Here is a 14164-nt window from a genome sequence, read left to right on the forward strand (position 1 = left end):
TCGAAGAAAGAAGCTCAAGTCATGACACAGTCAACTCCCACCGCACAGCTTTCCGACGCCGGCGTGTCCATCTGGTTGGACGATCTCTCCCGCGAGCGGCTCTCCAGCGGTAGCCTGCAGAAACTCATCGACGAAAAAAACGTCGTGGGCGTCACCACCAACCCGTCCATTTTCCAGGCAGCGATAACGTCCGGCACGGACTATGACGCCAAGATCGCCGAACTTGCGGCCAGGGGCAGCAGCCTCGATGAGACGATCTTCGAGATCACCACCACCGACGTCGCCGACGCATGCGATCTCTTCGCCCCGGTTGCCGCCGCTACCAAGGGAGTCGACGGCCGTGTCTCGATCGAGGTCGATCCCCGCCTCGCCTGGGATACCGACGGCACGATCGCCGAGGCCAAGCAGCTCTATAAAAAGGTCGGTAAGGACAACGTCCTCATCAAGATTCCGGCAACACTCGAAGGCCTCCCGGCCATCACGGCGACCCTGGCCGAAGGCATCAGCGTCAACGTCACTCTGATCTTTTCGCTGGAGCGCTACCGCGCAGTTATCGAGGCCTTCCAATCCGGTCTGAAACTGGCCATGGAAAACGGCCATGACCTCTCCAAGGTCCACTCGGTGGCATCGTTCTTCGTCTCCCGAGTGGACACCGAGATTGACAAGCGCCTCGATGCCATCGGCACCGACGAGGCCAAGGCACTCAAGGGCAAGGCAGGTGTGGCCAATGCCCGTCTTGCCTATCAAGTCTACGAAGAGCTGTTCTCCACTAAGCGATGGGCAGTCTTGGCCGAAACCGGCGCACTGCCTCAGCGTCCCCTGTGGGCCTCCACCGGCGTCAAAGACCCCGCCTACCCCGACACCCTGTATGTCACCGGCCTGGCTGCTGCCGGCGTCGTGAACACAATGCCGGAAAAGACACTCGACGCGACCTTCGATCACGGCGTTGTCACCGGTGACACCATCACCGGCACCTACGACGAAGCAGACGGCGTGCTCACGGCCCTCGAAGCCCTCGGCATCTCCTACACCGAGGTCGTCGCCCTCCTGGAATCCGAAGGACTGGACAAGTTCGTAGGCAGTTGGAAGGAACTTCTGGCCGACGTGGAGGGCGCCCTCGTCAAAGCCCGGGAAAGCGCCCCCATCCGCTGATCTCTCAGCTACGACGCTGCCGGCCTAATCCGGGCCCGATCCGCACGCTCTAACCCGCTACCGAAAGGCAGACACCATGTCCATTTCACCCTTGCAGTGCTGCATCAACCCCAGCATCCTTTCGGCCGACTTCGTCAATCTCGAAGCCGAATTGGCCCGCATCGGCAACGCCGACGCCGTTCACGTCGACGTCATGGATAACCACTTCGTGCCGAACCTCACCATTGGATTGCCGGTGGTGGAACGGCTGCAGAAGGTCAGCCCAGTGCCGTTGGACGTGCACCTGATGATTTCCGATGTCGACCGCTGGGCGCCGTCCTACGCCGAAGCCGGGGTGGCCTCGGTGACCTTCCATGTGGAGGCGTCGGACGCACCCATCAAACTGGCCCGCGAGCTGCGGGCCAGGGGAGCCAAGGCAGGCATGGCGCTTCGCCCGGCCACGAGCGTTGAACCGTATCTGCACATGCTCTCGGAGCTGGACATGTTGCTGATCATGACGGTGGAGCCCGGTTTTGGCGGGCAGTCGTTCCTGGATGTTGTGCTACCCAAGATCCGCCGTGCCCGGGAAGCTATCGAGGGTTCAGGGGTTGACGTGGCCATTCAGGTCGACGGCGGCATCACCGAAGAAACCATCACGCGGGCCGCGGAAGCGGGAGCCAACGTCTTCGTCGCCGGATCGGCCGTCTACGGCAAGTCCTCGCCTGCGGATGCCATTGCGTCACTGCGCGACGCAGGCCAGCGTGCCTTCACAGCAGCACTCCACTCCAGCCACACGTAACCCCGACAAGTCTGAAGGACCACTCATGCGCGTTCACATCGCAACCGACCATGCCGGCATGGAGCTCAGTTCCCACCTAATCACGGCACTGGCAGCCAAAGGCTACGAGATGGTGGACCACGGCCCCACGGCTTATGACGCCGAAGACGACTATCCGGCATTCTGCATCACTGCCGCGTCCGCCGTCGTGGCCGACCAAGCCGCGGGCGTGGACGCCCTCGGGATAGTGTTGGGCGGCTCGGGCAACGGTGAGCAGATCTCTGCGAATAAGGTCATCGGCGTGCGCGCGGCCCTGGCCTGGAACCTCGAGACGGCAAAATTGGCTCGCGAACACAACGATGCGAACGTGGTGGCCTTAGGGGGTCGCCAGCACACCGTTGAGGAGGCCACCGAACTGATCGAGGCATTCTTGGCCGAGCCCTTCCGCAATGCCGAGCGCCACGTGCGACGCATCGGCCAGATCACCGCGTACGAGGCTCAGCCAAACAAGACCGCGGCCTCGTCGTAGCGCTCCTGCGGAACGACTTGCGATCATGCACCGGCGATGGGATTCTGCGGTAGTCCCCCCGCCTGTCGATGGCTTCCGTCGCGATGTGCACGGCGGTACCGAAACCGAAGCTGTAGTCGGTCGCATTGAGGTCGTTGTCCACAGCCCGGGGAACATCCACGACTTTTAGCCCTGCGTTCGTAAGTCGCTCGGCCGCAGCACGGGTTCCTTCCCCGCCAATCGCAATGATGGCGCCAATGGCCAGTCGGCGCGTGTAGCCTTCGATAACATCGGGGCCGCCGCCGTTTTCAAACATCGGTGCGCGAGGTGCCAAGCGTGCTGCCACCCTGATAGGCGATCGCCGCCGCTGGTGAGAATTCCAATGTTCGTGTCACGGCTCACACTGCGGACAGCACGGACAACGCCTCCCGAACGACATCAGTCGCGGGGAAGAACGGGCGGTGCACACCGGCCATCTCGTCCATGACGCGGATCACCTGGCAGCTGTAACCGAACTCGTTGTCGTACCAGACATAGAGAATTAGGGTCTTGTCCGTTGAAACGGTGGCGAATCCGTCCACAATGCCGGTACGACGGGAACCGACGAAGTCGGTGGAGACTACCTCGGGTGAGTCAATGTAGTCGATCTGCTCGCGCAGGTCAGAATGTAGCGACATTTCACGAAGGTAATCATTCACCTCGTCCCTGGTCGTTGTGGTCTCGAGGCTGAGGTTCAAGATGGCGAGGGAGACGTTCGGCGTGGGGACCCGGATGGCGCTGCCTGTGAGCTTGCCCAGCAGTTCGGGCAGCGCCTTGGCCACTGCCTTGGCGGCACCGGTCTCGGTGATCACCATGTTCAGTGCGGCGGAACGGCCGCGCCGGGCACCTTCGTGAAAGTTGTCGACCAAGTTCTGGTCATTGGTAAATGAGTGGACGGTTTCCACGTGGCCGTGGATTACCCCGAACCTGTCATTTATGGCCTTGAGCACCGGAGTGATGGCGTTCGTGGTGCAGGACGCCGCCGACACGATCCGGTCAGCATCAGTGATGGTGTCGTGGTTGATGCCGTGGACGATGTCCTTCAGCGAACCGTCCCCCGGAGCGGTTAGCAGTACCCGTGCAACACCCGTGCTCTGCAGGTGCTGGGACAGCCCTGTGGCGTCACGCCAACGGCCGGTGTTGTCCACCACCAGGGCGTTCGTGATGCCGTAGGCTGCGTAGTCAACGGTGGCAGGGTTGTCCGAGTAGATGACCTGCACCTGCACCCCATTGGCCGTGATGGTGTTGGCGTCCTCGTCGATCCGAATGGTGCCGTCAAAGGGACCGTGAACCGAGTCACGGCGCAGCAGGCTGGCACGCTTGGAAAGGTCGTTGTCAGACCCGCGGCGCACCACAATGGCACGCAGGCGAAGGCCATGACCGCCACCGACCTTTTCAATCAGCAAGCGGGCCAAGAGTCGGCCGATCCGGCCGAAGCCGTAGAGCACGACGTCGGTGCTGGTTCCGTACTCGTCACCGTGCTTGCCCACGATCCCGGCGAGCTCGGCACGAAGGAACTCCTCCAAGGTGGCACCGTCGTCATCTTCTGTGAACTTCTGGTTCAGGCTGGCAATGTCGATCACGGCCGAACCGAGCTGCAATTTCGCCAAAGTGTTCAGTAACGGAAAAGTCTCCTCCGGGAGCAATTCGTCTTTGCCGATCCGGCGCGCGAAGCGGTGCGCCTTGAGGATGTCCATCGTGGAGTTGTTGATCAAACTCCGGCCATGAATACTAATCAGCACGTTATTTTCGCGGTACAGGCGGCCTATCACCGGAATCATGGCCTCGGCGAAGGCCTCCCGGCCCATCCATGCATCGAGACAAGAAGCTGAAGTTTGTCGCATCGAACTGCCTTTCCGGAAAAGAAGCGGTCATCCCATCCTTCTATCAATTGCGGGTAGGGGAAACGCTAATTCAGACGGTTCGAACCACCTGTTTAGGTAGGTAAATCTGGGATTTGCGAATAGGGCTGCCGCGCCATATGGTTTTCTATTACACCAGCGAATGTAATAGTGGAGCGAATCGCGTTCGGTGGATGCACCGCGGGAGCACTCACTGCACCGGCCGGCTCATACATCGGGCCAGCTGCAGTCCGTACCAGCGATGCCCGTCCGAGGTTGGCATTTTGGATCTCGTGGTAGACCGTGCAATTTGATGAGTAGCCCTAAGGCAGTGCACTATTTCAAATGACCAGCGACCCCAGCCGACATCCGTGGACTCGACCGCGACCGACATTCGTGGCGCGTGGGAACGATTCGTTCATGGAGAGGACGATGTCTACGGCGTAAGGCCAGAAGTGGCGATCTCGTGGCAGCGATCCAGAGATCAGTACCACATCGACCCGTTTCTGTCCGAGGCCCCTAGCGCGGTCTCACAGGTCACGCACTCCCTCGATCAAGATGTCGTCTTCGCAGAGCTGGGTTTTCGCGCCGCTGCCATTGCAAACGAGCTAGCCGACACCGGAGGCGTTATCACCGTTGCCGACGCCAGCGGCAGAATTCTGGCCGCCTGGGGCGACAAGAACACCCGCTCAATCGCCACTGAGGGCGGCCTCGCGCCATGGTTTTGCTGGTCAGAGGGCGCGGTGGGCACGAATAGCATGGGCACCGCACTCGAAACCAAGCACGCGGTTCTGATCAGGCAATCGGAGCATTGGGCCCAGGCCTTCCACGAATGGTCCTGCGGAGGTATCGCGGTGCGGGACGTGGTGGGCGGGGAGCCACTCGCCGTCCTGAACATCTCGTGTTGGCGCACTGAACTGCCACCATCCTCGCGCAGATGGCTGGAGACCGCTGCCACCCATGCCCAGAACAGTTTGCGCAAGCGCGCCCAGGATAGCGGCAGTGAGATGCTCGCCGCCTTCTCCCATGCCGGGGGACGGCCGAACGAGTCACTCGTCGCCGTCGACACGGCAGGTGGGGTGGTGATCGCCGACGATACGGCGAGCATCATTCTCGGCGTCCCCGGCAACACCCCCGCGGTCAACCCCGCCGTGCGCTGGACTCCGCAGCTCCCGTCATTCATCCACGCTGCCCGCTATGCCACTAAGCGGGCGAGCGCAGACCCGGGATGGACCGGCTCGACGCAGATCCTCACCGCTCGGGCAGACGAATTGTTATCGATCGGAATTCGCCCCGTCTTCCTGCACCGCACTGTGATCGGACACCTGATCTCGTTCGGTGGCTTCGCTGGCGAGCAGTTCCGACAGGCACAAACAGGCGGGGTCTTGCTGGGACAGTCCCGTCGAATAGTGGCCCTTCGCGAGGAAAATCGCATGGTGCTGCTCGGGACGTCAGAGGTTGCCGTGGCCGAATCAGACGGCAGCGACGTGTGGCTTCTCACGAATGCAGGCAAGCTGCGCGCTGCTCTGTCCGGCTTGGACAAACTCGACAACGATCTGGCCGATACTGGCGTTTTCTTGCGAGTGCACCGTCAGTACCTTGTCAATCTCAGTCGAATTCGGGAGGTGGAACGCCGAGACAAGGGCGAACTGGTCCTGGTCATGGACAATCGCGAGAACACCAGGGTGCCGGTGTCCCGGCGAAACGTGAGCGCGGTACGTCGTGCGCTCAACATTTAGGGACGCACACCAGTTCAATCGTCACGCCGAGCCCCTCAGTGTTGGTGCACTTCGCAGGCGCAATACATGTTTCGACACGTGTAGCACGCGGGCATCATCTTGCAGCGCGGACAGACGGCCTCGCAGCTGACTGGCACCGTGTGCCGGTCAGCATCCGCCGACGCATAGGACTCCAGGCAGTGATAGCACAGCGGCCGCGCACTGGCTTCTCCCCTGTTACGCACGTCGATGTTCGACATCAGAAGTCGCCTACACCCGTGAACATCAGGCCCGACATCAGCAGAACGCCGATTCCGGTCAGCAGGTCTGGACGAACGCTGAAGGGAACGAGGTTGACGGCCGTTTTACCGATCGCGTGTCCGGCGAACGACAGGATCGCGGTGGTGACTCCGAACAGCAAAGGCGCGATCCATACCGTTCCGCCTACGAGGCCGAGGGCCGCGCCCCCGGCCACATTGTCGAGGCTCAACGGCACGGGCAGCCAGCGTCGAGCGACCTTCATGTCCGGGTCCACACGCTCGGGTGACCGGATCGATTTGATAACGAGATAAAGGCCGTATCCGGCCAGGACGGCCGCACCGATCATCTCGGCCGTGTCAGAGATCTTGGTGCTCATGAACACGCCGACAAGCATCCCGACGAGCGGTGCCACGCCATCCCAGACGCCGAAGTACAAGGACGTTTTCAGTGACTCGCGCCAGGTTGGTTTGAGCAGTCCGAGCACGATCGATGTGCGAAAGTTGTCCATACCGAGGACGAATCCGAGCGCTATTACGCCTATCATTGCCTGCCTTTCAATATGGTTTCGGAGAACTGGACGAGCGTTGTCGCGGACATCGCCCGCGTACTGGCGGTCGTCCGTTTCTTGGTGCGGATCAGTTTCGAGCGGGGAGTCAGCGAGCTCTCCTGCGGACGCAGCGGGTCGTTAGCTGCCGCCACCGCATCCTCAACGATCCCGTGGTCGGGCGAGAGATGACAGACCGGGTCAGTTCGGGCAGCGTCGCCGGTGAGTGCAAAGGCCTGACAACGACAGCCGCCGAAGTCTATTTCCTTGCGGTCACAGCTGCGGCAGGGGTCTGGCATCCACGCGTCGCCACGATACTGCTGGAACAGTGGCGCCGACTCCCAGATCCACTCCAGGGAATGCTCGCGCACGTTGGCCGGGGGCAGGTCAAGGGCGCGGCCCAACTCATGGGCCGCCGGACACGGCAGCGCCTCGCCGTTGGGTACAACCGTGAACTGGCGACTGGCCCAACCGTCCATGCAGGGCTTGGGGTACTTGCTGTAGTAGTCCGGGATGACGTAGATGATCTCCATTGTGTCGCCGAGCCGCTCTCGTGCCGCCCGCACCACCGCCTCAGCGCGCTCCAGCTGGTCCCGGGTCGGCAGCAACTCATCGCGGTTATGCCCCGCCCAGCCGGCGTACTGCGTGTTTGCCAGCTCTACACGGTCTGCGTTCATCGCCACCGCCATATCGAGAATGCCGCCGATCCGGTCGATGTTCTGCCGGTGCAGCACAACGTTGAGGGTAAGTGGCCAGCCCAGCTGCTTGACGAGCTGTGCGGCCACTTGCTTACGCTCGAACGAAGTAGTCCCCGCGATCTGGTCGTTCAGGGCCGCCTCATCGGCCTGGATACTGAGCTGTATATGGTCGAGGCCAGCGGCGAGAAGTTGCTCGGCGCGACGAGTGGACAGACCGAGCCCGCTGGTGATCAGGTTGGTGTACAAGCCCAGGTCGGTAGCGCACTGCACCAATTCGACGATGTCGTGGCGCTGCAACGGCTCGCCGCCCGAGAGGTGCAGCTGAAGGACACCCAGTTCCGCAGCCTCGGCAAATACTCGTTGCCAGTCCTCGGTACTCAGCTCATCGCGATAGGCGTCGAGCTCGAGCGGATTAGAGCAGTAGGCGCATTGCAGCGGACAGGCGTATGTAAGCTCAGCGAGCAGTCCGTAGGGCTTTTCCATGATTTACCTCCATGCCATGCTTGGTGACGAGATTAGCCACGAAGCTTCGGACGTCGCTTTCTGCGACCTGGTCGTATCGGTCGCGCAGTTCGGCACTGATCTCCGCGATAGTTCGCTGGGCGTCACACAGCTCCACGATCGCGGCTCCGGTGGCGTTGATGACCCAAATCGTCTCCGGTGAGAGCAGCGCATATTCCTTGCGCGCGGCGCTGTAGGTCAGCCGCACGTGCGGCGCCAACCGCGGCCGGGCGTCCTCGTCAGTGAGTTCCATAGCCTTGGTCAATCGCATCGAGCATGCTCCACAGCACATCGCACTTGAACGACAGTGCCGCCACAGCGGCTGCCTGCGTCTCTGGAGTGACGCAGTGCTCCCTCACGATCGCGAGACCGTGCTCTGAGTCGAGGGGTGCCTGGGTAATCCGAGTCCTGAAGTAGGCGAGACCCTCTGGGTCGATCCAGGTGTAGTGGCGTTCGAATGCCGCGAGCCGCTTTGCCATCAGGTCGGGTGCGAACAGCTCGGTGAGCGACGATGCCACCGCCTCCACCCATGGACGGGTTCGCGTGAAGGTGACATAGGCGTCGACGGCGAATCGCACACTGGGTAGCAGGTGCTGTGAGTTCTCTACCTCTTCACGAGTCAGGCCAACGGCCTCGCTGAGACGCAGCCACGACTCGATTCCGCCGGTTCCCTCCGTGGTGCCGTCGTGGTCAGTGATCCGATGGACCCAGCGGCGTCGTACCTCACGGTCTGGGCAGTTGCTGAGGATCGCCCCATCCTTCCGGGGAATGTTCAACTGGTAGTAGAAGCGATTGGCCACCCACCCGCGGATTTCCTCGGGGCTGGACTGTCCCTCGTTCATACGGCGATGGAAGGGATGCTCGCTGTGGTACTGCTTCGCGTGCGCGCGGAGCGTCGCTTCTAGTTCGTCGGGTGTGAGTAGTACCGTTTCTTCGGATGTGAGTAGTAGCGTCATCGTTGCTCCTTAGATCTCAAGTTCAAGCCCGTCCACGGCGACTTCCATGCCATGCCGGGCAAGAAGCAGCCGTTCTGGCGAATCGTCGAGCAATATCGGATTGGTGTTGTTGATATGGATGTAGATCTTGCGATCGATGAGCAGCGGTGACAGCAGCTCAAGGCTGCCGCTCGGCCCATCAATTGGAACATGTCCCATGTCACGCGAGGTCTTGCTAGCTAGGCCGAGGCTGGGCATCTCGTCATCACTCCAGCAGGTGCCATCGATCAGCAAGGTGGAGCAGTCCGTCAACTCCTCCAGAATGTCGGGCGTGAGCTGCTGCACGCACGGGAGGTAGACCAAGCTCTGACGGCTGGTGGTGTCAGTGACGCGGTAACCCACGACCCTGCCTTTCTCCGCGGCCCCGGCGAAGCGCATCCGCTTCGTGGTGGGGACGTCGAAAGCGCGGTACGACAGCCCTCCGCCTAGCTGCACCTCGGTGCCGGGGACCACCGGTCGCCATGTCACCGGACAATACTCTTTGAGTGTTCGCAGTATCCCGGTTCCGGTACTGAGGGTCTCGTACACCGACTCCGTCGCGTGCACCTCGAGTCCGCGGCCCTCCCGTATCAGAAGCAGGCCGAGCGTGTGGTCGAGTTCAGCGTCGGTGAGCAGAACAGCTTGTAGCCGCGTCACTCTACCGTCGTCGGTGTGCAGGGCGGGAAAGGATTCTATGTGTGACTGGATGTCCGGTGAGGCGTTGAACAGAAACCATTGCTGCCGGTCAGCGCTGACCGCAATGGACGACTGGGAGCGTGGAACGCAGGGTCGCGAGCCGCTTCGTACCGCGCGGCACTGAGGGCATGCACAGTTCCACTGCGGGAACCCTCCCCCGGCTGCCGATCCCAGCACGCGTGCCCACATCCCCGCCGCATCCTTTCATTGTGAATCCGGTGGGGTGCCGGGCCAACTCGGCCCGGCACCACACCGGATCGCTTACATATCTAGGGTGCCCGCGTAAGCGGTAACCTCAGCTGACACGCGGATTTCTGCGAGCGTGGGCGATTCCCACTTCGGCAGATTGTTGTCTACGATCATGTTCGTTTTCTCCTTTCAGTCTCCGGATGGGTATTGGGATGGCCATCACCCGGGCAGGGCGAAGGCGATCAGCGCGCTGCCGTGGCCCGCGCCGAGCATTCCGGGAATGATGCCTTCAAGCCATCCACCCCAACCCACTGGAACGACGACGTACTGCTTGCCGTCGACGCTATAGGTCGAGGAGCTGCCGTGATGGCCGCTGCCACACTGGAACTCCCACAACTTCTCACCGGTTCGGGCGTCCAGTGCGACGAACTCACCGGTCGGGGTGCCAGCGAACACCAGATCGCCGGCCGTGGCAAGCACGGATGCGGCCATGGGGTAATCGAGACGCCACCGCCACTTCTCTTCACCATGAGTGTCGAACGCACTGACCGACCCGGCCATGTCGTCGATGTCCACCGCGACACCAGCGCCCCAGTAGGGCATGCTCTCCTTGAACTCGCGCCGCCGGCGGGTGGCGGTCGCACCAACGTCGGCCACAGGCACGTAGAACATCTCGGTCTTCGGGCTGTACGCCGCGTGCGTCCACTCTTTCGCACCAGCCGGGCCGGGGTAGAAGTGCACCGGTTCGCCCTCTTTCTCCGGGTACTTCCGGGGAGTGACCTTACCGTCTCGGGTAATGACACCCCAGTCGATCCGGTCCACAAAGGGAGTCACGTGTTGCAACTCACCGTTGGTGCGGTCCAGCACGAAGAAGTAGCCGTTCTTATCAAAGTGGCCCAGCAACTTCTTGCCGTCCCGCTCGAACAGCGTCATCTCCATTGTGGAGTCGTAGTCCCACAGGTCGTGCGGAGTGAACTGGTAGTGCCACTTGATCTCACCTGTGTCGACGTCCAGCGCGACAAGGCTGTCGGTGTAGAGATTGTCGCCCTCGCGAACCTCGCCGTCGAAGTCGGGTGCCGGGTTACCGGTGCCCGCGTAGTACAGGTTTGTCTCCGGGTCATACGAACCAGTGACCCAGTGGTTTCCGCCACCGCGCTGCCAAGCCTCACCGTCAGCGGGCCAGGTCTCGGAGCCCGGTTCGCCCGGCTTCGGCACGGTGTACGTGCGCCAGCGCTGCTCGCCGGTCTCCAGGTCCCAGGCGTCGATGTGACCACGTACCCCGAACTCGCCGCCAGCACTGCCCGTGATGAGCAGGTCCTTGATGACCGTCGGGGCGATCGAGGCGCTCTCACCAGCGCGCACGTCGCCGATGGTCTTCTGCCACACCACGTCACCGTTGGTTGCATCCAGTGCAACCAGCTGGGCGTTAGGAGTCACGAAGTAGACCTTGCCGTTGGCCACCGCGCAACCTCGGTTGACGTTGCCGCAACAGAGCGAAACATCGAAGGGCACGGCATGCTTGTAGCGCCAGAGTTCCCGGCCCGACGCCGCGTCGAGGGCCCAGAACCAGCCGTCCCAGCCAGTCACGAACATGACGCCGTCCACGATCAAGGGGCAGGTCTCGAATGCGTAGGTCGACGCACCCGCGATCTGACCGGCTTGGCCTGCCTGGAAGATCCAGGCGGGAGCGATCTTGCTCACGTTCTCGGAGTTGATCTGGTCCAGCAGGCTGTACCGCTGTCCGTCATAGGCACCGTAGTAGGTGAGCCAGTTCTGCGATTCCGAACGCGCTTTCAAGAGCCGCTCATAATCGATGTTGTCGGTCACCGCAGGGGCGATTCCCGGCATTGCGCTCAGCGCAGAGTGGTTGATGGCCTCGCCAGCGTCCACATATTCTATTGTCATCAGTTCAATCCCTTATCTATGGTCGGGGTTGTTCGGGTCGATCAAGTCGGGCTTCTGGGGGCACTTCACCTTGGACAACGATTGCGGCGGTCAAACCGCGTCCCTCGTCATTACCTCCGGGCGAGCTGTACCAGTAGTAACCCGGGCCATCCAAATTGATCGTCGCCCGTCCTCTCGAGTGATTGACCAACCAGAGAAATTTCTGGTCGCCATTGCTCGGCAGGAGGCAGGCGTGTGTGTTCTTGTCGTCGTTAATGACGGTCAATTCAAGAACACCACCGTGAGGCAGAACCAGGATGGCTGGTTCCCAGCAAATCTCGTCCTCTAAAATGCGGATAGTAGCTTCCATTGTGCCGTCAGCACGCTCGGTCGCCTCAGCGATGGAGCCGGTCGCCAACACTCGGCCCATGGACGCCTTATTCTGACCGTCCAGGCCAAGCCTGGCCAGTAGAGCAGAGCGTTCTTCAGTTACGGGTTCTTCAACAATCGTCACGGGACATCACCTCTTCATTGAAATCACATTCGCGTTTACCGGACTCCTTGCCCAGCAGGCAGATTCAGAGTCCGCTCGCTCGTCCGAGCCAGTTGACAGGTAACCGTATGCCCACCCGAACCGCGACTAACAGAGACCACCGCCGGACCGACACACCATGCCGCTCAGCCGCCTCAATGTGCCGCTCGTCAAAAACCGTCGCAGTTTGCATGCCGCCGTTTTCTCAACGGCTTCGTCTCTAAGCGGGTAGTTCAATCTCGTATCCCTCGGGCGGGACGTGCCCACAGGCGCCGTGACGTGTCTTGTGGCGCCAATCGGCCCCGGCCAAGGCGACAGCATCGACGTCAGCCAGGGTCCTCAGCGGGCCGTCGCGCAGGGTGCGTTCTTCGCGATCGACTCGTCTGTGTAGGTGCCCATCACGGTCTCCACGCCGGCATTGTCATAAGCATCACTGATGCCCCCGATCAAGGCCACGGGTCTTTCCAGGGCCACCGTCTCGGTGAACCGGTTCGACGTGTTCTAGATCGAGGTGTAGTGAGTCGACGCGTACTGGGTCGACGTATTGGAATGAGGGAACGTCCCGGGAGGCACACCACACGTCGTTTCAAATGAGCGCGCCGCCACGAGACGATCTTGAGCTTCTGCGGATTCTTAATCAGGCAGTCGAGCGCCTCCTGCTCGCCGCTCCAATGCGCGAACTTATCAAACAGCGAAGGACGATCCTTCCACGCATCGTCCGCTCAACGTCGCGAGATCCAAATACATGAAAACTTCTGGGAGATAAGAAGCGGAGACTCGCTCGGGAGCGACGAAAACGCTCAGCGAACGCTGCAGCGAGCGATCGAGAAAGGTGGATAGCGCCAAACGCTGCACGGCAACTTCCACCGGCCCAGATCGGGGTATCGACCGTGCTGCCCCGTCCCGGTGGTATGAGCGGGGCACAAAGAGTGGATTATGTCAGAGAGGCCTTGGCGCCTGCTTGAGCGACGGCCTGGTCCTGTTCGCCTGAGCCACCGCTAACGCCGATGGCGCCGATCACTTCGCCGTTGCGGGTGAGTGGGATTCCACCGGCAAAGATCACGATCCGGCCGTTGTTGCTGGCTTGAATGCCGTAGTACTGCTGGTTGGGCTGGGAGTTATCCCCCAGGTCCTTGGTCTGGATATTGAAGGCCCGGGCAGTGAAGGCTTTGTTGATGGAGATGTCGATTCCGCCAAGCCAGGCGCCATCCATCCGTACGTGAGAGATGAGATTGCCGCCGGCGTCAACGACGGCGATGTTCATAGGCTGTCCGACCTCCGAGACCTTGGCCTCGGCTGCGCTGATGATGATGCGGGCGTCCGCAAGGGTCAGTGTCATGCTGGTTCTCCTCGATCGGGTGGGGCCGCGGATGTCGTCCACGGCCGGTGGTTGGACGGTAGAGCAGACGGGCTCCTGCGAGCTCGCGGCATTCGACAGTGCAGTCATTCGCGTTTCGTGGTGAATACCAGCCCGCTGAAATAAATTCATTCCCCTATCCGGGCGGCACTTCCTAGGATGATAGTTGATTTGCAGGGTGAGCTGCAGAACCCGCGAACATTTTTCATATTTTTTTCTCACGGTAGCGGCTGCCTCGATTTCTGCCCTTGTGAACCCGATAGATGGTGGAAAGTTTTTAATCGACGGTCAACAATGAACGTTTTAATCGCACTGCCTACGCCACGAAATCACAAGCTCGGAGCTACGCCATCCGGCATATCGAAGGATATACATCAGTCGACGCAGGCATTCCGAACTCGGTTATCGCCGGCCTAATGACGTCCACCACGGTTGTTTACAGTCAACATTGGCAGCGTAGAAAAACCCGTTCATTCCGTTATCCGAAGTATCCGAAGCAGGTCCAGGCAGGGA

At 61.3% G+C, this 14164-nt stretch carries 15 protein-coding genes and 1 pseudogene; 5 read left to right on the forward strand and 11 right to left on the reverse strand.

Features of this window, described 5'->3' with window-relative positions; all coding sequences use genetic code 11:
• The first annotated feature begins 21 nt into the window (after nucleotides 1-21).
• The 3 genes from tal to E3T38_RS07005 all read left to right on the forward strand — a co-directional run bounded on the left by tal (nucleotide 22) and on the right by E3T38_RS07005 (nucleotide 2438).
• A complete protein-coding gene (tal, locus tag E3T38_RS06995; protein ID WP_134547413.1) occupies nucleotides 22-1152 on the forward strand; it encodes a transaldolase in 1131 nt (376 codons plus the stop codon).
• 76 nt (nucleotides 1153-1228) lie between these two features.
• A complete protein-coding gene (gene rpe / locus E3T38_RS07000) occupies nucleotides 1229-1930 on the forward strand; it encodes a ribulose-phosphate 3-epimerase (protein ID WP_134547415.1) in 702 nt (233 codons plus the stop codon).
• 25 nt (nucleotides 1931-1955) lie between these two features.
• A complete protein-coding gene (locus tag E3T38_RS07005) occupies nucleotides 1956-2438 on the forward strand; it encodes a ribose-5-phosphate isomerase (RefSeq protein ID WP_134547417.1) in 483 nt (160 codons plus the stop codon).
• On the opposite strand, the gene E3T38_RS07010 is transcribed toward E3T38_RS07005, so the two are convergent.
• Together E3T38_RS07010 and E3T38_RS07015 are read right to left on the reverse strand one after the other, a co-directional pair.
• A complete protein-coding gene (locus E3T38_RS07010) occupies nucleotides 2392-2733 on the reverse strand; it encodes a 6-phosphofructokinase (protein WP_370449003.1) in 342 nt (113 codons plus the stop codon). The two genes, E3T38_RS07005 and E3T38_RS07010, sit on opposite strands and share 47 nt — an antisense overlap.
• Nucleotides 2734-2815: 82 nt before the next feature.
• Nucleotides 2816-4300 (reverse strand): glyceraldehyde-3-phosphate dehydrogenase, encoded by a 1485-nt coding sequence (locus tag E3T38_RS07015; protein WP_134547419.1) that lies wholly within the window; start codon nucleotides 4298-4300, stop codon nucleotides 2816-2818.
• Nucleotides 4301-4668: 368 nt separating this feature from the next.
• On the opposite strand from E3T38_RS07015, the gene E3T38_RS07020 reads away from it, so the two are divergent.
• Nucleotides 4669-6036 carry a DNA-binding protein gene (locus tag E3T38_RS07020; RefSeq protein WP_198417319.1) on the forward strand — a complete coding sequence of 456 codons (1368 nt, stop codon included), beginning with the start codon at nucleotides 4669-4671 and terminating at the stop codon, nucleotides 6034-6036.
• A 238-nt stretch (nucleotides 6037-6274) separates the two neighbouring features.
• Here the strand turns inward: E3T38_RS07020 and E3T38_RS07030 are convergent, their stop codons facing one another.
• From E3T38_RS07030 to E3T38_RS07070, 9 genes are all read right to left on the reverse strand, one after another.
• On the reverse strand, nucleotides 6275-6820 hold the full coding sequence (locus E3T38_RS07030; RefSeq protein WP_134547422.1) for a manganese efflux pump: 546 nt from the start codon (nucleotides 6818-6820) through the stop codon (nucleotides 6275-6277).
• The gene (pqqE, locus tag E3T38_RS07035; protein WP_134547424.1) at nucleotides 6817-8001 is read right to left on the reverse strand and encodes a pyrroloquinoline quinone biosynthesis protein PqqE; all 1185 of its coding nucleotides are present in this window, start codon (nucleotides 7999-8001) and stop codon (nucleotides 6817-6819) included. Before pqqE ends, E3T38_RS07030 begins: the two co-directional genes overlap by 4 nt.
• Nucleotides 7973-8272 carry a pyrroloquinoline quinone biosynthesis peptide chaperone PqqD gene (pqqD, locus tag E3T38_RS07040; RefSeq protein ID WP_104196084.1) on the reverse strand — a complete coding sequence of 100 codons (300 nt, stop codon included), beginning with the start codon at nucleotides 8270-8272 and terminating at the stop codon, nucleotides 7973-7975. Before pqqD ends, pqqE begins: the two co-directional genes overlap by 29 nt.
• A complete protein-coding gene (pqqC, locus tag E3T38_RS07045; RefSeq protein WP_104196085.1) occupies nucleotides 8259-8975 on the reverse strand; it encodes a pyrroloquinoline-quinone synthase PqqC in 717 nt (238 codons plus the stop codon). The genes pqqD and pqqC overlap by 14 nt, the downstream gene beginning before the upstream one ends.
• A 9-nt stretch (nucleotides 8976-8984) precedes the next feature.
• On the reverse strand, nucleotides 8985-9878 hold the full coding sequence (gene pqqB / locus E3T38_RS07050; RefSeq protein WP_134547426.1) for a pyrroloquinoline quinone biosynthesis protein PqqB: 894 nt from the start codon (nucleotides 9876-9878) through the stop codon (nucleotides 8985-8987).
• Between the two features lie 72 nt (nucleotides 9879-9950).
• Nucleotides 9951-10052: a pyrroloquinoline quinone precursor peptide PqqA gene (gene pqqA, locus E3T38_RS17445; protein WP_104134078.1), complete on the reverse strand. Its 102-nt coding sequence runs from the start codon at nucleotides 10050-10052 to the stop codon at nucleotides 9951-9953.
• A gap of 45 nt (nucleotides 10053-10097) precedes the next feature.
• Nucleotides 10098-11783, reverse strand: coding sequence for a PQQ-dependent dehydrogenase, methanol/ethanol family (locus E3T38_RS07060; protein ID WP_104196087.1), 1686 nt, complete (start codon nucleotides 11781-11783; stop codon nucleotides 10098-10100).
• Nucleotides 11784-11799: 16 nt separating this feature from the next.
• On the reverse strand, nucleotides 11800-12276 hold the full coding sequence (locus tag E3T38_RS07065) for an MSMEG_3727 family PQQ-associated protein (RefSeq protein ID WP_104196088.1): 477 nt from the start codon (nucleotides 12274-12276) through the stop codon (nucleotides 11800-11802).
• Nucleotides 12277-13228: 952 nt separating this feature from the next.
• Nucleotides 13229-13633, reverse strand: coding sequence for a heme-binding protein (locus E3T38_RS07070; RefSeq protein ID WP_104196090.1), 405 nt, complete (start codon nucleotides 13631-13633; stop codon nucleotides 13229-13231).
• 299 nt (nucleotides 13634-13932) lie between these two features.
• Between E3T38_RS07070 and E3T38_RS17075 the strand changes: the two are divergent.
• A pseudogene (locus E3T38_RS17075) lies at nucleotides 13933-14111 on the forward strand (IS3 family transposase); the annotation flags it as partial.
• Nucleotides 14112-14164 lie beyond the last annotated feature (53 nt).

The sequence above is a fragment of the Cryobacterium sp. Hb1 genome (assembly GCF_004403585.1).
Classification (GTDB): domain Bacteria; phylum Actinomycetota; class Actinomycetes; order Actinomycetales; family Microbacteriaceae; genus Cryobacterium; species Cryobacterium lyxosi.

Excerpts from the sequence above, each read along its gene's own strand:
- pqqC (WP_104196085.1), bottom strand. The coding sequence starts at position 8,975 with ATGACGCTACTACTCACATCCGAAGAAACGGTACTACTCACACCCGAC.
- pqqD (WP_104196084.1), bottom strand. The coding sequence starts at position 8,272 with ATGGAACTCACTGACGAGGACGCCCGGCCGCGGTTGGCGCCGCACGTG.
- pqqB (WP_134547426.1), bottom strand. The coding sequence starts at position 9,878 with ATGTGGGCACGCGTGCTGGGATCGGCAGCCGGGGGAGGGTTCCCGCAG.
- E3T38_RS07030 (WP_134547422.1), bottom strand. The coding sequence starts at position 6,820 with ATGATAGGCGTAATAGCGCTCGGATTCGTCCTCGGTATGGACAACTTT.
- E3T38_RS07015 (WP_134547419.1), bottom strand. The coding sequence starts at position 4,300 with ATGCGACAAACTTCAGCTTCTTGTCTCGATGCATGGATGGGCCGGGAG.
- E3T38_RS07010 (WP_370449003.1), bottom strand. The coding sequence starts at position 2,733 with ATGTTTGAAAACGGCGGCGGCCCCGATGTTATCGAAGGCTACACGCGC.
- E3T38_RS07070 (WP_104196090.1), bottom strand. The coding sequence starts at position 13,633 with ATGACACTGACCCTTGCGGACGCCCGCATCATCATCAGCGCAGCCGAG.
- pqqA (WP_104134078.1), bottom strand. The coding sequence starts at position 10,052 with ATGATCGTAGACAACAATCTGCCGAAGTGGGAATCGCCCACGCTCGCA.
- E3T38_RS07060 (WP_104196087.1), bottom strand. The coding sequence starts at position 11,783 with ATGACAATAGAATATGTGGACGCTGGCGAGGCCATCAACCACTCTGCG.
- rpe (WP_134547415.1), top strand. The coding sequence starts at position 1,229 with ATGTCCATTTCACCCTTGCAGTGCTGCATCAACCCCAGCATCCTTTCG.
- tal (WP_134547413.1), top strand. The coding sequence starts at position 22 with ATGACACAGTCAACTCCCACCGCACAGCTTTCCGACGCCGGCGTGTCC.
- E3T38_RS07005 (WP_134547417.1), top strand. The coding sequence starts at position 1,956 with ATGCGCGTTCACATCGCAACCGACCATGCCGGCATGGAGCTCAGTTCC.
- pqqE (WP_134547424.1), bottom strand. The coding sequence starts at position 8,001 with ATGGAAAAGCCCTACGGACTGCTCGCTGAGCTTACATACGCCTGTCCG.